The sequence below is a fragment of the Nostoc sp. JL33 genome (genome assembly GCF_017114985.1).
Taxonomy (GTDB): Bacteria; Cyanobacteriota; Cyanobacteriia; order Cyanobacteriales; family Nostocaceae; genus Nostoc.
Genome location: NZ_JABXKP010000068.1, coordinates 20487 through 40386, shown reverse-complemented (window position 1 = coordinate 40386; position 19900 = coordinate 20487). Strand labels below are relative to the sequence as shown.

General features: G+C 42.7%; 23 protein-coding genes and 2 pseudogenes. 8 read left to right on the top strand and 17 right to left on the bottom strand.

What is annotated here, in order from left to right; all coding sequences use genetic code 11:
• Window positions 1–113: 113 nt before the first annotated feature.
• The 5 genes from HWQ23_RS19375 to HWQ23_RS19355 all read left to right on the top strand — a co-directional run bounded on the left by HWQ23_RS19375 (window position 114) and on the right by HWQ23_RS19355 (window position 4170).
• Window positions 114–455: a hypothetical protein gene (locus HWQ23_RS19375; protein WP_292831336.1), complete on the top strand. Its 342-nt coding sequence runs from the start codon at window positions 114–116 to the stop codon at window positions 453–455.
• 2 nt (window positions 456–457) lie between these two features.
• Window positions 458–853 carry an HNH endonuclease gene (locus tag HWQ23_RS19370; RefSeq protein WP_292831334.1) on the top strand — a complete coding sequence of 132 codons (396 nt, stop codon included), beginning with the start codon at window positions 458–460 and terminating at the stop codon, window positions 851–853.
• A 145-nt stretch (window positions 854–998) separates the two neighbouring features.
• On the top strand, window positions 999–1739 hold the full coding sequence (locus HWQ23_RS19365) for an RNA methyltransferase (RefSeq protein WP_292831332.1): 741 nt from the start codon (window positions 999–1001) through the stop codon (window positions 1737–1739).
• A 174-nt stretch (window positions 1740–1913) separates the two neighbouring features.
• A complete protein-coding gene (locus HWQ23_RS19360) occupies window positions 1914–3473 on the top strand; it encodes a serine hydrolase (protein WP_292831329.1) in 1560 nt (519 codons plus the stop codon).
• Window positions 3474–3525: 52 nt separating this feature from the next.
• Window positions 3526–4170 carry a hypothetical protein gene (locus tag HWQ23_RS19355; RefSeq protein WP_292831326.1) on the top strand — a complete coding sequence of 215 codons (645 nt, stop codon included), beginning with the start codon at window positions 3526–3528 and terminating at the stop codon, window positions 4168–4170.
• On the opposite strand, the gene HWQ23_RS19350 is transcribed toward HWQ23_RS19355, so the two are convergent.
• From HWQ23_RS19350 to HWQ23_RS19320, 7 genes and pseudogenes are all read right to left on the bottom strand, one after another.
• Window positions 4162–5097: a DNA-methyltransferase gene (locus tag HWQ23_RS19350; RefSeq protein WP_292831323.1), complete on the bottom strand. Its 936-nt coding sequence runs from the start codon at window positions 5095–5097 to the stop codon at window positions 4162–4164. The genes HWQ23_RS19355 and HWQ23_RS19350 overlap by 9 nt on opposite strands.
• 116 nt (window positions 5098–5213) lie before the next feature.
• Window positions 5214–5663: pseudogene (locus HWQ23_RS19345) on the bottom strand (DNA-processing protein DprA); the annotation flags it as partial.
• 108 nt (window positions 5664–5771) lie between these two features.
• Window positions 5772–6149: a hypothetical protein gene (locus HWQ23_RS19340; RefSeq protein ID WP_292831321.1), complete on the bottom strand. Its 378-nt coding sequence runs from the start codon at window positions 6147–6149 to the stop codon at window positions 5772–5774.
• Window positions 6150–6261: 112 nt separating this feature from the next.
• Window positions 6262–6834, bottom strand: a complete 573-nt coding sequence (locus HWQ23_RS19335; RefSeq protein WP_292831318.1) for a hypothetical protein — start codon at window positions 6832–6834, stop codon at window positions 6262–6264.
• A 139-nt stretch (window positions 6835–6973) separates the two neighbouring features.
• A complete protein-coding gene (locus HWQ23_RS19330) occupies window positions 6974–7204 on the bottom strand; it encodes a hypothetical protein (protein ID WP_292831315.1) in 231 nt (76 codons plus the stop codon).
• Entirely contained in the window at window positions 7197–7733 is a 537-nt protein-coding gene (locus tag HWQ23_RS19325; protein WP_292831312.1) for a hypothetical protein, read from the bottom strand. The genes HWQ23_RS19330 and HWQ23_RS19325 overlap by 8 nt, the downstream gene beginning before the upstream one ends.
• Window positions 7726–7977, bottom strand: coding sequence for a hypothetical protein (locus HWQ23_RS19320; protein ID WP_292831309.1), 252 nt, complete (start codon window positions 7975–7977; stop codon window positions 7726–7728). The genes HWQ23_RS19325 and HWQ23_RS19320 overlap by 8 nt, the downstream gene beginning before the upstream one ends.
• Window positions 7978–8102: 125 nt before the next feature.
• On the opposite strand from HWQ23_RS19320, the gene HWQ23_RS19315 reads away from it, so the two are divergent.
• A complete protein-coding gene (locus HWQ23_RS19315; protein WP_292831305.1) occupies window positions 8103–8738 on the top strand; it encodes a hypothetical protein in 636 nt (211 codons plus the stop codon).
• A 151-nt stretch (window positions 8739–8889) separates the two neighbouring features.
• Here HWQ23_RS19315 and HWQ23_RS19310 read toward each other — a convergent pair whose 3' ends face one another.
• On the bottom strand, window positions 8890–9207 hold the full coding sequence (locus HWQ23_RS19310) for a hypothetical protein (RefSeq protein ID WP_292831302.1): 318 nt from the start codon (window positions 9205–9207) through the stop codon (window positions 8890–8892).
• 274 nt (window positions 9208–9481) lie between these two features.
• Here HWQ23_RS19310 and HWQ23_RS19305 point away from each other — a divergent pair, with 274 nt between their 5' ends.
• On the top strand, window positions 9482–9997 hold the full coding sequence (locus HWQ23_RS19305; RefSeq protein ID WP_292831299.1) for a hypothetical protein: 516 nt from the start codon (window positions 9482–9484) through the stop codon (window positions 9995–9997).
• Between the two features lie 543 nt (window positions 9998–10540).
• Here HWQ23_RS19305 and HWQ23_RS19300 read toward each other — a convergent pair.
• The 6 genes and pseudogenes from HWQ23_RS19300 to dprA all read right to left on the bottom strand — a co-directional run.
• Window positions 10541–12280: a VapE domain-containing protein gene (locus tag HWQ23_RS19300; protein WP_292831296.1), complete on the bottom strand. Its 1740-nt coding sequence runs from the start codon at window positions 12278–12280 to the stop codon at window positions 10541–10543.
• Between the two features lie 84 nt (window positions 12281–12364).
• Window positions 12365–12514, bottom strand: coding sequence for a plasmid mobilization protein (locus HWQ23_RS19295; protein WP_292831293.1), 150 nt, complete (start codon window positions 12512–12514; stop codon window positions 12365–12367).
• A 152-nt stretch (window positions 12515–12666) separates the two neighbouring features.
• Window positions 12667–12936, bottom strand: coding sequence for a hypothetical protein (locus HWQ23_RS19290; protein WP_292831290.1), 270 nt, complete (start codon window positions 12934–12936; stop codon window positions 12667–12669).
• 5 nt (window positions 12937–12941) lie between these two features.
• Window positions 12942–13127: a plasmid mobilization protein gene (locus HWQ23_RS19285; RefSeq protein WP_292831288.1), complete on the bottom strand. Its 186-nt coding sequence runs from the start codon at window positions 13125–13127 to the stop codon at window positions 12942–12944.
• A gap of 403 nt (window positions 13128–13530) precedes the next feature.
• The gene (locus HWQ23_RS19280; protein WP_292831276.1) at window positions 13531–14634 is read right to left on the bottom strand and encodes a site-specific integrase; all 1104 of its coding nucleotides are present in this window, start codon (window positions 14632–14634) and stop codon (window positions 13531–13533) included.
• A gap of 81 nt (window positions 14635–14715) precedes the next feature.
• Window positions 14716–15423: pseudogene (gene dprA, locus HWQ23_RS19275) on the bottom strand (DNA-processing protein DprA); the annotation flags it as partial.
• A 173-nt stretch (window positions 15424–15596) separates the two neighbouring features.
• Here dprA and HWQ23_RS19270 point away from each other — a divergent pair.
• Entirely contained in the window at window positions 15597–16799 is a 1203-nt protein-coding gene (locus HWQ23_RS19270) for an SGNH/GDSL hydrolase family protein (protein ID WP_292831274.1), read from the top strand.
• Window positions 16800–17124: 325 nt separating this feature from the next.
• On the opposite strand, the gene HWQ23_RS19265 is transcribed toward HWQ23_RS19270, so the two are convergent.
• From HWQ23_RS19265 to HWQ23_RS19255, 3 genes are all read right to left on the bottom strand, one after another.
• A complete protein-coding gene (locus tag HWQ23_RS19265; RefSeq protein ID WP_292831272.1) occupies window positions 17125–17814 on the bottom strand; it encodes a YdcF family protein in 690 nt (229 codons plus the stop codon).
• Complete coding sequence (locus tag HWQ23_RS19260; protein WP_292831270.1) at window positions 17814–18470, bottom strand: DUF2301 domain-containing membrane protein; 657 nt, start codon at window positions 18468–18470, stop codon at window positions 17814–17816. Before HWQ23_RS19260 ends, HWQ23_RS19265 begins: the two co-directional genes overlap by 1 nt.
• Window positions 18471–18952: 482 nt before the next feature.
• The gene (locus HWQ23_RS19255) at window positions 18953–19564 is read right to left on the bottom strand and encodes a hypothetical protein (protein WP_292831267.1); all 612 of its coding nucleotides are present in this window, start codon (window positions 19562–19564) and stop codon (window positions 18953–18955) included.
• Window positions 19565–19900 lie beyond the last annotated feature (336 nt).

The window sequence follows — 19900 nt, the reverse complement described above, 5'->3', positions numbered from 1 at the left end:
TGATTACAGAAGCCGACACTGTACTTGGTACTCCAAGTCAGTGTGGGTAGTTCACTTTGCCAGTCTTGCCATGTTTAGAATGGGAAAAAGATCACACTTCAGGAAAGCGCACCATGCCGAAAATCACCCTGGAAGTATCAGAAGAACTATCTCAACAACTAGCACAAGTAGGCGATCGCTTACCTGAATTACTTGCTCTGAGCCTCCAACAACCAGCTGTACCAGCACAAGTTTACCGATATATCCTGGATTTTCTGGCCAGCAACCCCACTCCTGAACAAATTGCTGAATTTAAACCCACCCCCGAAATGCAAGAACGCTTGCGTACCTTGTTAACACGCAGTAACGCAGGTGAACTCACACCCACGGAGTTGAAAGAACTAGATGAGTATGAACGTATTGAACACTTAGTTGTGATGATTAAAGCAGGTAATTTATCTTATTTGACCAGCTGATCGTGAGTGGAACCTATATTCCGGTTAATCTTCGGCGGCTGGTAGAAGAACGCGCAAACTATAGATGTGAGTATTGCCAGTTACCCGCAGGAGTCGCCTTTTTTCCCCATGAAATTGACCATGTTATTGCCCAAAAGCACGGCGGTGCAACTGATGCTGATAATTTAGCGCTCACCTGCTGGCGATGTAACCGTCACAAAGGCACTGACTTAGGATCGTTTGATCCAGAAACAGGGGCTTTTAGTTTTCTGTTCAACCCACGCACCCAGAAATGGACTGAACACTTCACCTTTTTAGAACTGGATCTGCTAGGGTTAACGCCTCCAGGACGTACAACAATTAGGTTGCTACAAATAAATAGCGACGAACGACTAGCTGAACGGCGGAGATTGTGCTGAGTAAAGAAGTGTAAGTCACTGTTCAGAACTGCTGTAGGCATTTACTTGCTCTGGTTACAATGATGTAAAGGAAACTTTCAGCAGAACATACAATGCTGAGAATTAGCCTGTAAGTATTATCTGGTGCGATCGCAGGAGGGAAAAAATGGGCTTGGCTGGATTAAGAATTGTGTTGGTAGAACCAGCTGGGCCGATAAATATCGGCGCGATCGCCAGGGTAATGAAAAATTTCGGGCTATATCATTTAGTATTAGTAAATCCCCAATGCGATCCGCTATCGACGGAAGCTTTGATGATGGCTGTTCATGGTCAAGACATTTTAGAATCTGCGATATTAGTAGCGACCTTACCAGAAGCATTGCATGGATGTGTCAGGGCGATCGCTACCACTGGTCGCGTTCGGAGTTGGGAAACACCCTTAGAAAACCCCCGCACTGCATTACCCTGGTTACTGGAGGAACCAGAAAAACCCGCAGCCCTGATTTTTGGCAGAGAAGACCGGGGATTAAGCAATGAAGAATTAAATTATGCACAGAGGTTTGTTGGCATTCCCACAAGTCAAGATTATGTAGCCTTGAATTTGGCTACTGCTGTGGCAATCTGCTGTTATGAATTGTCACAATCTGTAAAACAACCTAATACTCAGACTTTACCCCAAACTGAACTTGCACCAATAGATGTTGTGGAAGGATACTACCAGCAATTAGAATCAGTATTACTGAAAATTGGTTATGTATATCCGCATACGGCAGCTAGTCGGATGGGAAAATTTCGCCAACTGTATAATCGCGCTCACCTGAAAACAAGGGAAGTAGCCATGCTGCGAGGGATTTTGCAGCAGGTAGAATGGGCGCTTAAAAAGCAGAGGGATGGTGAAAACTCGTAATTATTCGTTTAATATATACGCAGTCCTCCCCCCAAAATAATTAATATGGCTTAAACTAAACAGAAAAATGCTACTTAGTGGCAAAGTCGAATTTAAGTATTAATATTGCTAAAAGATTAAGCTTTGGGTCAGGAGTCTGCAATAAAAAAGCCAAGTGGGTCACAAGGAGTAACGGTGTCAGAGTCAAGTGACGAACTAAAAGCTTTCTCGCGGCGTCAACCCTTAGATCGCCGCCAGCGGCCACAAAAAGTTCAAAAAGTGCTAAAGAAGAAAGTTAAAGCTAACAGCCAGCAGCAAGGTGCGAATGGACAACAAGCGGCGTTAACACGCCCAAAAAATCAGATCAGTCCTCAGACAATCCCTGGTGCTACACGTAGGGTAAAATCGGGGTTAGTCATGCCAGCAGCAGTAAAACCAATACCTAGTGTGAAAGGGAAAATTCCTCCCTTTCGACCAGGTGCTGTGATGGTCAAAACAGTGCGGATGGAAAAGCCAAAAAAAAGCCGGCGATCGTCGCCCAAGACGCGGTTAAAGCCAATGGCCAGAACCATGTTGTATGTTGTGCGGTTGTTGATTGTGGGTGTTGGGATGGGTGCAATTGTGGGCACGGTGTTGTCAGTATTAGACCCGGCTAATCGCATCACCACAACTTCTGCGCCGCAATCTAATAGTAATGTGGTGCGATCGCAGCCACAACCTACCCAAACTCCCCCACCCGCAGCTTCGAGCTTATACCTATCCCAAGAAATTATCTCCTTGAAAAATGCCGTGCAAAATTTGGCGACGGCCAACCCAAATCTTACACCCGGAGTTTTCTTAGTAGATTTGGATACTGGTAATTATGTAGATGTCAATGGCTCAACCAGTTTTCCGGCGGCTAGCACAATTAAAGTGCCGATTCTGATTGCTTTTTTCCAGGATGTGGATGCAGGGAAAATTCGCCTGGATGAAATGCTGACCATGCAACAGGATATAATAGCTGGCGGTTCGGGAACTCTGCAATACAAACCAGCCGGAACCCAGTATGCCGCTCTGGAAGTCGCCACAAAAATGATTACAATCAGCGACAACACAGCGACAAATATGTTGATTGCCCGATTGGGAGGCATAGACGCTTTAAACCAGCGTTTCCGCACTTGGGGATTGACAAACACAATAATTCGTAATCAACTCCCAGATTTGTCAGGGACAAACACCACTAGTCCGAGGGAATTGGGGAATTTGATGGCGATTGTGAGTCAGGGAAATTTAGTGAGTATGCCATCACGCGATCTAATGCTCGATATCTTGCGTCGCACTCAGAAAGACAGTCTACTACCATCGGGTTTGGGAACAGGCGCAAGAATATACCACAAAACAGGCGATATTGGCACAATGTTGGCAGATGCAGGTTTAGTTGCTCTGCCAAATGGCAAGCGCTACATAGCTTCTGTGATGGTACAACGCCCTAATAACGACCCTCGCGCCGAAAAACTGATCAGCTCAATTTCTCGTGCTGCTTACGAAGAGTTTAGCCAAAATGCTGTTACACCCAACAGTACCACAAACACTATACCCGCAAATGGTTATCAGCCCCCTGCTGTGAGTCCTGCTTTACCCAACGGTACGACAGTACCCATGAGTGTTTATCAGCCCCCTGTTGTGAATCCTGCACCCAATAGTATGGGAGGTACTGTGCCGGCAAATGGTTATCAGCCCCCTGTTGTGAATCCGCAGTATTATCCCCAAAGATAATTTGGGATTTTTGAATTTTGCATTGTTCATGACATCCACCCCTCCCTTATAAATGAGCGGCGAACTAGAGCTGATTGCCTGCCAACCTCACCCGATTGAGAGTAACGGTTTTAATCCTAACGCGACTCTGCCATACGACTGTACAATTGAACACATTCTTTTGGCAATGAATAATTTTGTAGAGTTTTTAGGCTTTATCAATCAACAGCTTTACAGCAAGGAAATAGAACGTCTTGAGGTAATGCTGATGCCAGCCAACTTTAGCAGTATGGTTGGAGAATTCATGATTTCAAATATTCCGAAATACTGCTCTAACTTAGTAAAAAATCAATATCATAACGGACATCCTGACTTAATTCCTGCTGGGATGTTTCCTAAAAACTCTGTACAGCATTCTCATGTTGGTATTGAAATAAAAGCTTCTCGTTATCAGAGTGGATGGCAGGGTCATAATCCCGAAGATACTTGGCTGATGGTATTTGTTTTTGATAGCAACCGTCCTAGTGACGCTGTTCAAAGTATTCAGCCAAAGCCCTTTCGTTTTATCAAGGTTGTTGGTGCTAGCCTCACAAAAAATGATTGGTCATTTTCTGGACGTTCGGAAATTAGTCGCAGAACAATAACTGCCAGCGTTACTAAATCTGGATATCAAAAAATGATGTCCAACTGGATTTATCAAATTCCCAATTTACCATAGTGTTAGTTGCAAGTCTGTAATATTTGGGAAAGGCGTTTCTAAAGTTATCAAGTTAGGAATAGCGGTGCAACTCATCTCATAATAATCTAAATTACGCTCAATACCAATGCAGCAAACACCAACAGCTTCCGCCGCTGCAACTGTCGAACCAGAACCCATAAAAGTATCAGCAATTATACCTTCACCTAAAGGTAGTGCAGCATAAACGACCTGACGTAAAAAAGACTGTGGTTTAAGACTTGGGTGATTTGCAATAGCTCGTTCTTTCTGAGGTGTCCTCTCACTAGCAATAACATCACCCAAAGGTGTACCATCTCTGTTGCGTCTTAACCCTCCAGTTTGAAATTCTCGCAGACATTCGCTGAGTTTCATTCCTACTGGTATCGGCTTTCGTAAAATACCCCACGGCTCATAACATCCTCTGAGCATGGAAGACACATTAGGAAATTCATCTTCGGCATTTTTTGGGCGATCGCCACCACGAAGTGTTCTCACCAGGCGAATCAATTCTCCGCGAAACTCCAAACCGCCCTCAACTAAAGCAGAGAAAACTAACTGGGAAAGAAATGCATTACTTGCTATAAAAACATGACCACCAGGGCGAAGTACACGTACCAATAGTTTTGCCCATTCTACAAAGAAATTTTTTAAAACTAGACGTTCTTTGGTAGTAAGTGCGGTAAATCGTGGTAAAGGTGCGCGTTGATGTCCATCAAATGATGGGGGTATTCTCCAAATCCCTCCGTTTCCATTTGCTCTTTTTAGCAACTGGTCAAAATCATATTCTTTTACGCCGTAAGGTGGATCTGTAACTACTGCATGAATGCTGTTTTCTGGTATCCTACTCAGCCACTCGAAACAGTCTGCGTGTAAGATAACAGATTTACCTATATTTTCTACTTTGTATTCAAAAGCCCATTGATTCATGATTTTAATTAGTTTGTTTTTATATAAAAATACAATTTTTATATTCCCATAAATCTTAGGGTTAAATCGCTAAAAACAAAGTTAAAAAGCTAAATAATGCTGTTGTATTTTAACTCTTAACTTTTTTGATACCGCATTCCTGGCAGTTGCGAAACTAAACCCATAAGTTCCAACTGTAATAAAGCACTGGAAACTGAGCCAGCAGCCATGCCGGTTTGTTGGACAATAAAATCAAAGGGTAAAGGATCACAAGAAAACGCATTCATTACCGTTTGCAATTCTGGCGATAAAGTTGGCATTAACTGTTCTGGTGCTGTGGAAGCCTCGACTCCATCAATTTGTGGTATTGCTCCTAGCATAGTTAACAGTTCATCTAGTTCCTTGAGGATGAAAGAAGCTCCTTGATTCAGTAACTTTAAGCACCCTTGGGATGGGTGATCGTCAAGTCTTCCAGGTAATGCATAGACATCTCTACCAAATTCATTCGCGTAGGTAGCTGTGATTAAAGCACCAGATTTTAACGGGGCTTCCATTACCAGGATAGCGCGGCTTAAGCCTGCAATAATCCAATAGCCCCGGTTTACTTAAGGCTTCTGGGGGTGTTTATACTCCCCAGTGTAGCCAGAGGATAGCCAGAGAGTCAACTTACCCCCTTGATTATGGGTTGATTTATACTAATCTTGATCTTCCTCCGTTGCCTTACAGACCTCTACTAAAACCTTTAAAACATCTGGGTAACTGACAGTGAAATAAGTCATCGACACTGGTCTACCAGCCTCAGCTTGATTAGTTAGGAAACCTGGCTCTGGTAGCTTCAGGAGAGGGTTAGTACTCATAGGAGTATCAGAAATAAATCCATTAGCACAGTAGGCTGTTATACCTGTTCTGGTTATCCCCGGTTCACTTGTGTTTTGATAGTTAAACCTGATACCCATGACAACACCGTTATCAGCCTTATACTCTTCCCTTTCTGGTAATAGTTTGAATCTTGAGGTTGGCTGACATCCTGTGATAACCAAGGTTAATAAAAAAACTGCGGATAACTTAAACATGGGTTAACCTATGCGGGGCTATGGGTAGTAGTTTCCATTAAAGGGAGGTAGTATTTAACTCTTACTATACAAGCAATATAGTATTGATTTATCCCTCCTAACCCCCCCAGGATTACTTAACTTTGATGAAATCTAGCCAGCTATCCAGAGGCTTAAATAAGTGCCTGGGGACTGCATAAGATAACTCTTGAGACTTGACCCTTAACCAGCTAGTCTCTCTGGTTAGCCTATCTGCCTCAGTTACCCTGGCTTCCCCTGTGTTGCGATCGATGGCGACTACAAAGTGAACTGGGAACCTGTAGCGCTCCCATCGGCTTGATATGCCTCCTACCAGTATGTTATGATTTTCAAATATGCCTGATTTGGACTTGACCTCAATGTTGTAACCTTTGCCATTGTGGATAACTCTTATGTCCCTTTGGTACTTTGGGTTTAAGTCGGGGGCTAACTTAAACTGATGCCGCGATCGCCAGTTATCCGGGTCAAGTCTGTAACTTCCATAAACCGATCGGTATGTCATGTACTGATCTGGCTGGTAAACTTTGTCTAACCCTTGAGTGTTCAGGTACTCAGCTAGGTTATGTTCCCAAGTGTTACCACAGGCGAGCCGAGACTCAAAAGTATCGGTGAAATAATCGCTATGGCGCTTTTCCCCATTATGGGGAATATGTGCTATAATGGTCATAGTATTTGTTAAAGTCGATAAGTTGTTTTTAATAGCTCCCTTGGTACTGGTAATACCTTGGGAGCTTTGGCTGTTCTGGTAAGTCTTGGGCTTAAATCGAAATATTTATCGGGCTATCGAAACATTTCGATCGATTGGTTTAATACAGGTGGTTTTGGTACTGGTTAACAATAAGAAGGGAGTCATCTTGTAGAACCTTGGCGCGTCTGGGGTTGGATGATGCCTTGATAACCTGGCGCTTACCTGTCCTCTGTTTAGCCTCAAGGACTTTGATTAATCGCCTTTGCTGTGCCGGGGTCAATCGGTCGAATATGTTCCTTTGGTCAGCATTCAGATTGAACTTGGTAAATACTTGGTTGCGATTAATCATTAGGTTCCTCTATTTGATATCTGGTGTTCTGTTTTGAAAAATAAGTCTCTGGTATCCCTAACTGCTCCTCAAGGGAGCCAAGGTTTATCGATACCGAGATATTGGGTTCTGGTAGAGTCTCCCTAGCCATCCGGTCTTTAACTAGCTGGCTAGCCCATTCCCCCATTTCCTTAAGCATCCGGGCTACCCGCAGGTTGTTATCGGCATTGAACTGAGCAGATAGGGAGTCAACAGCTTGCAGAGCGATCGCCAGTAACCGCTCTTGTCTGTCATCGGTGGTTAATCCATCTGCTGAAACATTAGTGGTCAGCCTGGGGGCTACCGGGGTATCCCTATAAATGGTCTGGGGCTTCTGGGGTTTACTGTGCTTTTTATGGCTATAAATCTGCTGAGGTGTACAATGAACCCCCAGAGTTATCAAGTAATCAACTAATGAGGTTGCTGGTAGCCCCAGACTGACCTTAGCCGCAAAGCTTTGTCTAGCCTCAGTGTTAAGCGCACAAATAGGGCAAGTGGTTTTTCTAACCATTGGTCTTAACCTCCTTAATCGCCTCTACAAGAGCGTCTAGACCAACTAAGAAATCATCAGCCTCTACTGATGCCAAATACTCTAAACATTCGCCATAGGCTTTTCGAGTGCCCTGTGTCATCTGGCTAACTTTAAGTATTTCCCTAACTACTTCTGAGATTGGTAGTTTAGATGTCTCAGACAGTCCAGCTAGCCAGTTATATGTTCCTTCCTCAACCCGAAATGATAATGCTTTGGTTTTCATTTTATTAATCCCATTTACCTGATTTAGTCAAATACATCTTTTATGGGTTTTAGGTGTTTCAGATGATTTTTGTATTTGACATTCTCTTTAGTAGATGGACAAATAAATCAAGTAGGTAAAACCCCATGTCAGGTAACTTTCAACTCGCTATCGCAGACCATGAAAAAATGCTCCAAGAGCTATATGCAGAACAGTCTAGAAAGCAAAAGATAGCCGAAGACTCTGCAAGGGCTAAAGCCCAGTCAAGACAAGCAACCATGCTATTCCTTGAGCGTTTCGTTGATCAACAGATTAAAACAGGCGGATTGAACTCTACCCATGTTGAGACTTACTTAACCCAAATCAGAAAGGAATATGGCGATCAAGCCATGATCGGTAAATATGTTTCCATTGTGGTCAGACTGTTATCTCATGACTTCTATGGGGTTGAGTCAACTACCCATCGCCCCGGCAATGGCGGCTTAATCTACAAAGGGGAATCCTACAAAAACTCAAAGGAACTCTATGAATACTTTGTTGAGTTTATGGCAGCCTTTGACCCCTTTGATAGCCAAGTATGGTTTGATTACATCCTACTTGAAACCTTTGTTGACCCCACAAAGTTACCTGCTGAGGTCTTGCTACCTGATTATTTAAAACTCATTGTTCCCCAGTTACAAAAGCTGGTTGAGCAAGATAAAAACAGTATGAATGTTCCTGAGTTATCCTCGATTACTACAGATGATGCGTTCATCATCCAAGGGTTATTCGGCGGCTTCTAGATTTTCCAGTAAGGTCATAGTTTAGCCCGGTAGGTCTAGTTAACTTACCGGGGTTTTCTTTATGGGGTATAAGAGCAGCAAGGGAATATTAGAATCGCCAGTTAGCTTCGGTTATCTGCGGTTATCCCCTTTATAGTCCCGCAACTTGCAACTATGGGTTATATACCAAATAACAGACTGCTTTTAGTAGGTCTTGGCTGGCTTTACTGTCTGCTATCACACTTGCAAAACCACTAGCTGTTTTAGAATGCCAGCCGGGAACTTTCATGTTATCCTTAGTACCCTTAACTGGCTGAGACAGAAGCTTGCCATCATAACAGAAAGATGTGTATGCTTCTACTTTTCTGTAACCTTTAGTATCCTCTATGGCATAAATGAAGGATGTCCAGCCCCCCATACCATCATCCTCAGCATTAGGCGGGTAGTTAGTCAAAGCATACAGTTTAGCCCCATCCTTAGTTATTCCCATTAGGATATTTCTGGCTAGCACAGAGGAACTGGACAGTACTATAGACACCCCTAGCAGCCCTGAGATTATCTTGGTTATCATAAATAGATTTAAGTATTTGCAGTCTTTATCATAACACTAATACTTAGTATAGCCATATTAGTTACTAGTTACCTCTGTATGCCATAAGTCAGCATAAAATACCCTAGTGGTTAGCCTAGATGATTGGTATCCTTGACCTCAGTTATTTACCAGAATAGACTGAGATAAGTAATATTGGATACTAGTAAGTTTAATGCTAAATAAATATCTAGACCTCATTGAAAAGCATCCTATTAGGTTAGCTGCCACAATAGCTGTCATATGTGGGCTAGGGTCTGTACCATATATGGTGTTTCAGGGTATACCTAGAACAAATCAGCCCCAGGAACAAGCCCAAATCCAAACCCCGGTAGGTGATTTAGATGATGATGGGGATGATGAACCCTTTGATAAGTCTAAATGCAAGGTTTATTATGCGGGTGTGCTATTGGGCGCTAATGTGTTCTGGTTTCATCATGGCTCCAGTGGGACATACCTAATGTTTACAGACAGTGATCAGTTGGTAGATAGGGCACAAAATAGAGGTGCAAACATCTGGCTTGCTAAATCGGATTTCCTAAATCTACTCGGTAATGACCTAATGCAGCAGATGGAGCCAGAGGTTAAGGAAGTATTTGCTAGCCGACTAGACCGCGCTAACTATGTGGCTGTAGTTGATGACAGCTTAACCACCAGAGCGATCGGTGCGGCGAATGATTGTGTAAGGTAATGCTCATTTATAACTTAAGCCCCCGGTGGTTATCTAAGGGATACCAGAGGGGCTAAGGGGTTACTGGCTAGCGCTGGGTGATTTAGGTTTGAGTCCTTTTTGAGTCCCTATTTATAAATCGCTAGAATACCTATGCGGTATAGCTTGTAGCTGTTTGAGTCCCTTTTGAGTCCCTGTTTGAGTCCCTTGAGTCCCTGCTGAGTCCTTTTTTAAAATGCTTGTATCCCTTACTAGGTATGCTTTGTGGCTGTTTGAGTCCCTTGAGTCCCTGTTTTTTCTCTCAAACTTCTCTGTGTGGTGTAGTAGCAGCCCTATTGATTACCCTTAACTCTCTAGAAAGTTATGAAATATTTAGGGACTCAAGGGACTCAAAAGGCTGGATTAAGGACAGAGTAGAGCTTTCAACCATTTCAAAAAGGGACTCAGACAGGGACTCAGAGTCCCTAAAAAGGGACTCAGGGGGATTTAAAGGGACTCAAGGGAATAATCACAGAACTAAAAAGCCCCATTGATAGGGGCTTGGTTAACTATGTGAGTAGCAGGTTAGAAGTAATCATCCACACTAGTCTCAAATAAATCCGGGGATAGGGACTCAGGGTCAATAGGCTGAGGTAGTAACCCACTGAAGCTAACAGGGGACTCAGGGTTGACCTTAACATTTTTGGCAGCCTCAGCACTTCTCCGGTAAGCTGGCTTATCCTCTGGGTAAACCCCTTGCAAGTAGTTGCTATATGCGAGTTGAATATCTTGTCTAGATACTAAGTATGGCTGGCTACCCTCGGAGTCTAGTAAGTAAAGTACTGGCTTACTTGGCTGTTTGGCATTATTAGGTCTAGGGCGACCCTCTGTATACCCCCTTTCAGCCTTTAGAATATCCTTAATGTGGTCAGTGATATATCGCTTTTTGCTGTCTATTTCAGTGCTAATAACTGCTAGGATATCTGAGGCTTTAATAGCCACTGAGTTATGTGTCTGTTCTAATACATCCATTACACCCTCAAGGGCATCTAACCAAGGTTCTCTAGCCTTATATTCTGACTGGCTTGCAACTAATAAACCCTCTTCAGTCTTGTTTAACCAGTTCCTGTAATGAGTATTATTACCTTTTTCCATCTGGTTGTATGCCCACTTGTAGAAGCCCCAGAAGTCCGCCCAGTTATTAGTTACCCAGTCAATATCAATGGTCTTCTGGACATGGATAATAAATATCCGGCGATCGCCCATGTAATCCTGAATCAGCCCGGTTGTATTAGTTGTTCCAAATAATACACAGGTTCTATCCCAGTCTTTTGCTACTCTGCCATAAGAAGCGCGGTAGTTATCAGAAGTACTGGTAATCGCTTCCTTAAGCGCATCTGAGTTAGTCCCTCTGAATGCCCCATCACACTCATCTAAGTTAGCAATAATCTTACCTCTGAGTCTTTCTACATCTCTCTTCTCTGACTTCAGGGTGCTTAGTTGCACATAATACTTAGGGGTAGTTCCCTTTGATGCTGGGTCTTTAGTAATAGCCCTGAGTAATGATGTTTTGCGCTGACCTTTCTCGGCTGACATCAAAACCATCATGTGATCATGCTGGCAACCGGGCTTATAGGTTCTGGCCATAACCCCTATGAACTGCACTAGCCAGAGAAACTGTTGCAACTCTCTGTTATCCCCGGTTATAAACTCACACATTCTATGGGGGTCAAACCCATGCTTAAGCATGAACTCTTCCGGGGTAACAGTATGCACTTTATTAATCAGTTCTAGCCAGGGGTTTATTTTACTATTTCTTAAGGCATTCAGAAGTAATGAAATAAACTGTTCTTTATTAGAAATCCCTACACCTAAAGCGCGGGTGTATGTCATCCATGAGTCATGATAAAGATCATCGGGGTCAACTACAACCCCATCTAACTCAATATCTTTGGTAAGGAGATTAATCTGATATTTTCCCTGACCCTGAAGAGAACATATTGCCCACATATCAAATACTAGGGAATCCCTACCTAACTTTAGGTTATCCAAATAGGCATATCTGATAACATTTCTGAGTTTCAGGACATAAGGTAGGATGCTTTGGTTAGTTGATGGGATATCTCTTAAAATAGCCTCATCCGGTCTGATAATATCTCCACCAATCCTCTCAGCCCTCATTCTTAACCCCAGGTATCCATTACAGGTAGTAGTCCAGTTTTTGATAGTTGCTTTTTCAGCCTCAGTTAATATAGGGCTACTCCAATCGATATCTTTATTTGACTGAGTACCTGTAAGTGTGTTATCATCGGTTGTATAAGACATCTTTGAATCCTTGGGCATTAGCCCTGTGTTTGTTTACTTTGAATCTTTGGTTTCTTAGGGTTAGCTAGCTGGTAACTAGTTACCCTATTTGGTGTCTTGGGGTTGTATTTGGAATCCCATAGCGACTAATCGAACATACTCCGACTTACTGTAGCCAGCCGCCTTAGCTAACTCTTCAATCTTTGCTACTTCCTGTTCTGTAGCCCTAAACTTAACTGTTGCTGTCCTTGTCATTTCCGGTGTCCCTTATTGTGTCCTTTCTAATAATCTGTCAAGTCTGGTAATCTAACAGTAGAATCAGGGTTCTAGCCTCCAAGGTGGACTGATGCGGGTTAGGAGGCTTAAAATAACCATTGGATTATCCTATGATTACCATAGAGAATACTTTATCTATTGGCAAAGTTCACTTCATCCCAAATATCCGATAGGTACTCTACCAAACCCCATTCAGTAACAACTCTACTGAGAGTTTCTTGGTATTCATTATCATCATCATCTACTAACTTGACTAGGTACTGATTAGCTTTAAAGAACTGGGTTAATGTCTGAGTGCCATGAAAGGTTACAGAGTCGATCTGGCAGTCTCGGTAGACTCGACCATTGAGGATATAGTAAGACCAATAAGCAGGGTCATATATCATGCGGTTCGGTTTCATGATTGTTATTGGTTACTCCGGTTGTCTACTGTTACCCCTAAATCTGCCTTGATTGCCTTGAGTACAGTAGACCGCACATAACTAGACATTCCTTGTCCGGTTGTGGTAGCAGCTTGCTGTAATAGTTCATGCTCTTGCTCAGTTAACCAGACTTGTAACTTAACTTTGCGGGTAGTTCTCTGGTTGTCCATTGTTATTTTTGTTTCTTAGTATACTCCTATTGTAACCTGGGGGAGTATCAATGTCAGTAGTAAACTGGCACATATTTAGTAGAAACTGGCACAACATGGTTAACCCTATTTGACGTGATTTGGTATTTTAGGCTGGCTGATAATACCCTTGGAAATCTGAAATCTCCTCTGTCAGACTAATGAGAATCCTAAGACAAAACTAAGACATCAAGCTAGTCCCCCTTATATCTCCAGCGCTAGCCATGAACCCATAAGCACACCGAGGGTTACTAGGGACATAAAAATACCCCTAGTTAGTTTGGCGCTAACAAGGGGAAAAAGGTACAAACAAAACTCAAAGAATGCTTAGTTAAAAATAGGGTTTTTATAAAAGTTATAGTTAACCCTACTTAGTCAGATGCCCCTAAAACTCTGGTAGAACTATGGCGCGGCTAACCCCGGCATAATGCTCAGTTATGACCCTTGGACTGTTACCTACTACCCTAGCCACCTCAGCAGCAGTTAAGCCAGATTCTAGCATTCTGGTAATAGCTGTATGCCTTGTGTTGTAGGCTGGTCTATAGCGCTCGACTAACCCCTGTTCAATCAGTTGAGTAATCTTAGGTCGCCAGTGGTACAGGAGAAAGTTATGGTTATTTATGACACAACCCTCTAAGCTGGTAAATACCTGATCGGTAGGCTGTCCCCTGGTTAACTTTTGGAGTAGTTGTGATAGTTGATTATTACAAGGAACTACCCTTGATTTCTTAGTTTTAGTTGGCTTCCTGGCTCTTAACTCAAGGTAATAAGTTGCATTAATGGTAACTGTGGAGTAGTCAGGGGCTACCTGTTTCCATTGGAGCGCGATCGCTTCCCCTGTTCTACAGCCAGTCAGAAATAGGAAGTGTACAAAGTTCTCATAATGGCTACCCTGGAATAACTGAAGGATAGCTAACATCTCTGCGGTGGTAAAGGGGTCAATGTTATGCCCCTTAGTTACCTTGATACCTTTGGATAGCCCGGTAAACCTATTGGTATTTAGTAGTCCCTGAGATACTGCCCAATCCATACAAGCGCACAGGTGGATGATAACCTGCCTAGCGGTATTGGCTGGCTTGTGCTTAACTATCCAGTCTTTGATTACCTCGGCATCATCAGGGGATTGGTAGGGTACTAAGGATATCAGTCTTTTCCAGGTTCCCTCATAGACCTTGTGATGTGTGGATAGGGCAACTGAAGCTTTTTTATGATTACTGAAGCGCTGCCAGAGTTCAACTAGAGTCAACTGAGGTATTGGTTCTGACTTGATAGTTGCCTTATGTTTGGCTAGGTTGAACTTACATCTGGCTATTTCATCCTCTATGTCCCAGGCCATCCTCTGGGCTTGTTTGTAACCTTCCTGGCTATCAATAGATACCCCGGTGGAAATGTACCGATTAGATCCCTCTGCGATCGCTCTGGGTAATCTGAGGCGATATTTACCCCTATACTTCTCAATGCCAACTGTGCCTGCTTTTGCTTTTGCCATAATAGCCACCGGATAGCCAAGTAGCCCCAAAAGCCCATATAGTAAGCATTAGAAAGCCTGGATATCCAGAAGGCAAAGCCTTGCTTCCATTACCAGGATAGCGCGGCTTAAGCCTGCAATAATTCGGTTGCGACGGGGAAAGTGAGTGCGATCGGGTGGGGTTTTCGTGGGGTACTCACTCACGACTAATCCAGCCGTCAAAATTTGCTTGTACAAATCCCGATTTTTATGTGGATAGATGACATCTACGCCAGTCCCCAAAACTGCGATCGTGCGTCCACCTGCTTTAAGGGCGGCGATGTGGCTTTCTGTGTCAATTCCCTCTGCCATACCAGAAACAACTGTAAAGCCATTTTTAGCCAAAGCTGTACTAATTTGGCGAGTCCAACGGATGCCGTATTCTGAGGGTTGGCGGGTTCCGACAATCCCAACCATCGGTTTTTGTCCGAGATTTTCTTGGAGTTCGACTTCACCACGATAGTATAAAATCGGCGGCGGACTCGGAGTTTCCAGCAGTAAGCGGGGATAATCTGCATCTGCTGGTGTCCAGAAATGGGAATTTTCCTGCTGGTGCTTGGTGAATAGTTGTTCTGGGTGCAAACGCGATCGCTGTTGTACTACTTTTTCTAGTGTCTGAAAACCAAAACCCTCCACCTCTCCCAACTGTACCTTGTTAGCGTTCCAAGCCGTTGCCAGCGTCCCAAAATGCTGTTGTAGCCGTCGCAGTAATACTGGGCCAATTCCAGAAATTTGCGCCCAAGCTAGCCAATATGCGCCTTCTTCTACCACAGTTCTATCCTCACGCCTACTAGATTGAGTATTCCCAAATTAGGTTTGGCTATTGAGATAAAGGCAGAGTGGGGAATGGGGAAGTTTATTAAAACATGAAGGTTGAGCCTTTGACTATTAAATATCAACTCTTGGCTCTTGACTCTTGACCCTTAACCATTGAATATTAACTATTGACTATTCCATTATTTTCTGTGATGAAATATTTCTATCGTCTTTTAATATGCCTATCTGGGTGCTTAATATTTTTACTGCTACACAGTTGTTTTGCTTTGTTGCCGAGTTTGGCAGCCGAAAAAATTGTTGTCAGGTACGGTTTGTTTGAGCAATCGCTCCCGGTGGCAGATATACGCAACTACGCCGAGACGCAAAAGGTTTCTGCCGATTTGCAATCTTTCTTAGGTTATCTCAGCGCTAAGGATAAACAGAAGTTTCAAGATACTCTTCAGGTGAAAATGTCTCTTGATATTGCGGCTTTAGATAAGCTGATAAATACAGGAATGGGCAAGCAAATTTTATCTTTTGCTTCTCAAGCGACTGTCTTTCCAACACGTTCCGCGATCGCCCGTCCTGATCAAGGCAGTATACAAGCGTTACGAGCTGCGATTATCTTAGGAGCAAAATCACCAGAAGGTCTAGGATTAATCAGTTTTCTAGAAGCCTATCCCAGTAATCAACTAGTCGTTGACGTGTCAAAAATTTCCAAGCTAATTAGCATGGCAAATTTATCTTCTGGTTCTTCTGATGCGCGGCCGAAAGACGACGTAAGTTCTTCACCTTTAGGGCAAATTGCACTGCAATATCAGATATTCGCCGCCCAAAATAAACAGTTCTCAGGTTGCTTATTTGGTGATTCTATCTCGGCTGAACTTGGTAATACCCTTGGGGATGGTACTTTTAATTTTGGGTTAAATGGTCTGAGTACAATCTCATTAGTCGAACAATTGAAAAATTTAATTCCTACCAAGGTGAAATGCGAAAAAGCTATTATTGCCATAGGTGGAAATGATGCTTGGTATGGAATTAGTGATGAATTATTTAGCAAAAACCTGCAAGAGGCGATCGCACTTGTCCGCACAATGGGAACTAAAGAGATTTTTCTGATTCCGGCTTTTTATTCAACAGTTGCAGCAAGCTTAGATCCAACTGTATCAGCCCCACTTTCTAAAGTTGAACAAATTAATACTCTGATTAATCAAGTTGGTGAAACAGAAAAAGTGCCAGTTGCAGCAGCAGGGCTAGCACCCTTGTATGAAAATAATGTTCTCAAAGAAAATTTGACCAGTGATGGTGATCATCTAAACGCAGAGGGCTTAAAAATTTATCGAGAAGCATTATTACAAATCCTGGGTAAGCAAGTAGTCCAACCTAATTAAATATAAGGGACTTCCAGATAAAAAAATACCCCAAAAACTGACGAAAAAACTCTCTCCTCCTCATTCCTCTGTGTTCTCTATGCCTGGAGTGGTAGCCTGCGGCAAGCCCTTCGGCTTGGTGCAGTCGCTCATGGGGGAAACCCCCTACAGCCCTCCGGGCATCCTACGGCAGGCGCTAGCCTCTCCCTTTGGGAGAAGACTGCGCTGCTTCACCGCTCCGCGTCTACGTTTATTTGAGTAATTTCTTTCTTGGAAGTCCCTAAAATGCTCAGTAGATAGATCCCCGACTTCGTAAAAGTTTTCGGGGATCTGGGAATTACGACTTTTAGGCTTTCCAATTCAAAAACCGTGCATAAATATAAGCTATGCCTTCATCAAGAATTGTCCGCACACCTTGGCTAGAACCCCACCATTTCTCTGGCTCATAATCTTGTGTTTTGGCAGCAATTACACCAACTTTGATACCAGGATTCAGTAATTTTTTGAAAATTAGCCAACTTCTACGGGTATGAACATCCAAAGAAAAAAGATTAATTGATTCTATCTGTAAATTGGAATTGGATAGCCAGCGATGAAATTCAGCAGCAGATGCATAACTACGATCCTTAACCACGGAAGGCGTTGGAACAGCTATCACTTTTTCTGCTTCTAAACCGAGTTTTATGAAGGTGGCGGCTGACACGTCTGCAAAGTTATTGTATCCAGTAAGATAACTCCCTTTTCCTAATGTACCTCCGGTACTTATTATTTGACGATAAGAACCGTTTTGAAATTCACTCAAAGCTTCTTCTATAGCGTAATCTGGTAGCCATCCTTCAACAACTAATACTTCTGCTGATTTTATCGGGGAAGTTACGGCGAGAAATGAGTGTATATGAGTAATAGTGAAAAATATTAAATAAGCAATCAAAGCGATCGCGATCGCCCACCCCTGAGCCGTAAGTGTCCACATTTCTTGGCGTTTTATTAGTTTGATTTTGGTAAAATTTTGACGCCGGCGATTTTTGATCTGCATTAAACTTTAGCTAAACGCTGCTCTTCCAAGTAGGTAAACACAGACTTATCTCCAATATCAGCAGGAATTACTTGCACTGTTTTCCGCAGCGCAAACACTAAAAACAACGCCGCCCAAATTCCTAATAAAATAGTTTCTGCCTGAGTTGGTAAAATTCTCACTAAATGTCCTAACAACAGTAGCGGTACTATTAGGGTTAACACTTTGGTTTCCAGGCGATTGAAGCAAAAAGCCTCTTTAAAATAAATACCTGTCAAAGCAACGAAGATAAAACCAACTCCAAATAAGGTAATAGGGTGGTTGTAAACAGTCAGAGCCAAAGGTTCACTACTAGAGATTGCCAGAATCACTGATGTTATACTACCGATCGCCCAAAAAATTTGCAACATTCGGTGCAGTGATGCCATGTAGATATGAATCGTAAATAAACTTACACCGAGAGCGAGACTAAAACAAGCATATAGAGGTGTAAGTGCGGTAAAAACAGTCGGGTTATTCTTGAACAAAACTAAAGCGCTGCCTATGGCAAAGCTCAGTGCTGCTACCATTAACCCAGCGCGGTAGATAATTACCCCAGTGCGATCGCTCTGAGTAATTGTAAATTCCCCAAATTGACCTTGATAAATTTCTGTTGGAGGTAGTGTTTGCGTAGTCATGGTTAAAAATATAGTTAGGATTTACTAATAGAGTACAACGGGAAATTGCTGAAGGGTTACTTTTATTATTATCGGCAATCAGACGAACTTAGTGTAAAAATCCCTAAATTCTTTTGCAAAAGTGGAGAAGCTTCCTGGGTTTGTCGTCAGATATCGCTCTTTGTTGAGGATGTGCGATCGCTTGAAAAAATAATTTCCACTTCAGTCGTAAGCGTTCGCCTACGGCACCCTACGCAAACACCACTAGAGAAACTGTATAATTTGACAATTGACTAACTAAACCTGCAATCGTCGTGTAGTAAGCATCCTGGGTTCTGGTAGTGGCTTTCCTTCCTCCCTTTCAAGCTTACTGTAAGTTTAGCGATCGCCTGATCTTCTAGGTTGATCATGATCGAATTCCAGACAAAAGTAACATCCATTTACGCCCTAGATATAGACAACATAATTTCCACTTAAGTCGATAGCGATCGCAGAGCAGTTTACTAACCAGCAAGAATACCTATAAGAATTTTGATCAGCACCAATAAATCTTCTGGAACTTGATAGCGTTTCTGGTCTTGAGTCACCTGACGATTTGCGCGATGGTAAACTCCAAAACGCCAGTCTTCACCAATCGTAACTGCACCATATAGAAGCTCAGATGTAGATTGAGTCCATTGATCAAGTGCGATTAATTCGATCGCAAGTTGAGTAAATCCCCTAACTAAATCTGATTGTTTTGCTTTGATGACCAATAAATTTTGAGGTGCTGCAATATAGTAGTCGAGAGTTCCTTTCAGATAGTCGTTGACAGCAATAGAATATTCTATATTGAGTCGCTGATTAGTTAAATCGCATACCTCAAATAAAATTGGGCCAATTAAAGCTTCCCGTCTGGCAGTTTCATTAACTAAATCGATGTGAGATAAATTACGCTGAAGCTGCTGCTGTAAAAACTGGAGGTCTAAAATTTCTGAAGATTCAGGGAGCGTGAGATTTTTCCTTTCAAGAGTGCAATTTAATTCAGCTAAAATATCATCAATGGTGAAGGGCAATTCAAAATATCGGCTGAAAGTATAAGATTCACCAGCTTTCAGAATGCGGCGGGAATTCATAAAAAACCTCAGCCAAATTTATACTACCTATTTTATACAAAAACGCATCAGAACCCAAAGCTAATTTTGGGGTGAGGCGATGTCTACGACGAGCTTCTCTACGAGACGCTACGCGAAGGCTTAGGCATAATGGCTTCGGAATTAGCAGCTAAGTACAACATTTCATTAATTCGTAGCGAATCCTCTGCGCTTACCTTCTCTGCGTTCGCGCAGCGTGTCGCAGACAGACGCTTTGCGAATGCGCCCCTTTGCGTTTAAATTTCAACCCTCAATCCTCCATGAATTTAGGCAAAGCTGTACTTAAAACGTTTACCTAGAGTATATCGTCCGTGTCGA

Coding starts and splice junctions, on each gene's coding strand:
- HWQ23_RS19375 (WP_292831336.1), top strand. CDS start 114: ATGCCGAAAATCACCCTGGAAGTATCAGAAGAACTATCTCAACAACTA.
- HWQ23_RS19365 (WP_292831332.1), top strand. CDS start 999: ATGGGCTTGGCTGGATTAAGAATTGTGTTGGTAGAACCAGCTGGGCCG.
- HWQ23_RS19355 (WP_292831326.1), top strand. CDS start 3,526: ATGAGCGGCGAACTAGAGCTGATTGCCTGCCAACCTCACCCGATTGAG.
- HWQ23_RS19350 (WP_292831323.1), bottom strand. CDS start 5,097: ATGAATCAATGGGCTTTTGAATACAAAGTAGAAAATATAGGTAAATCT.
- HWQ23_RS19340 (WP_292831321.1), bottom strand. CDS start 6,149: ATGTTTAAGTTATCCGCAGTTTTTTTATTAACCTTGGTTATCACAGGA.
- HWQ23_RS19335 (WP_292831318.1), bottom strand. CDS start 6,834: ATGACCATTATAGCACATATTCCCCATAATGGGGAAAAGCGCCATAGC.
- HWQ23_RS19330 (WP_292831315.1), bottom strand. CDS start 7,204: ATGATTAATCGCAACCAAGTATTTACCAAGTTCAATCTGAATGCTGAC.
- HWQ23_RS19325 (WP_292831312.1), bottom strand. CDS start 7,733: ATGGTTAGAAAAACCACTTGCCCTATTTGTGCGCTTAACACTGAGGCT.
- HWQ23_RS19320 (WP_292831309.1), bottom strand. CDS start 7,977: ATGAAAACCAAAGCATTATCATTTCGGGTTGAGGAAGGAACATATAAC.
- HWQ23_RS19315 (WP_292831305.1), top strand. CDS start 8,103: ATGTCAGGTAACTTTCAACTCGCTATCGCAGACCATGAAAAAATGCTC.
- HWQ23_RS19310 (WP_292831302.1), bottom strand. CDS start 9,207: ATGGGAATAACTAAGGATGGGGCTAAACTGTATGCTTTGACTAACTAC.
- HWQ23_RS19305 (WP_292831299.1), top strand. CDS start 9,482: ATGCTAAATAAATATCTAGACCTCATTGAAAAGCATCCTATTAGGTTA.
- HWQ23_RS19300 (WP_292831296.1), bottom strand. CDS start 12,280: ATGTCTTATACAACCGATGATAACACACTTACAGGTACTCAGTCAAAT.
- HWQ23_RS19295 (WP_292831293.1), bottom strand. CDS start 12,514: ATGACAAGGACAGCAACAGTTAAGTTTAGGGCTACAGAACAGGAAGTA.
- HWQ23_RS19290 (WP_292831290.1), bottom strand. CDS start 12,936: ATGAAACCGAACCGCATGATATATGACCCTGCTTATTGGTCTTACTAT.
- HWQ23_RS19285 (WP_292831288.1), bottom strand. CDS start 13,127: ATGGACAACCAGAGAACTACCCGCAAAGTTAAGTTACAAGTCTGGTTA.
- HWQ23_RS19280 (WP_292831276.1), bottom strand. CDS start 14,634: ATGGCAAAAGCAAAAGCAGGCACAGTTGGCATTGAGAAGTATAGGGGT.
- HWQ23_RS19265 (WP_292831272.1), bottom strand. CDS start 17,814: ATGCAGATCAAAAATCGCCGGCGTCAAAATTTTACCAAAATCAAACTA.
- HWQ23_RS19260 (WP_292831270.1), bottom strand. CDS start 18,470: ATGACTACGCAAACACTACCTCCAACAGAAATTTATCAAGGTCAATTT.
- HWQ23_RS19255 (WP_292831267.1), bottom strand. CDS start 19,564: ATGAATTCCCGCCGCATTCTGAAAGCTGGTGAATCTTATACTTTCAGC.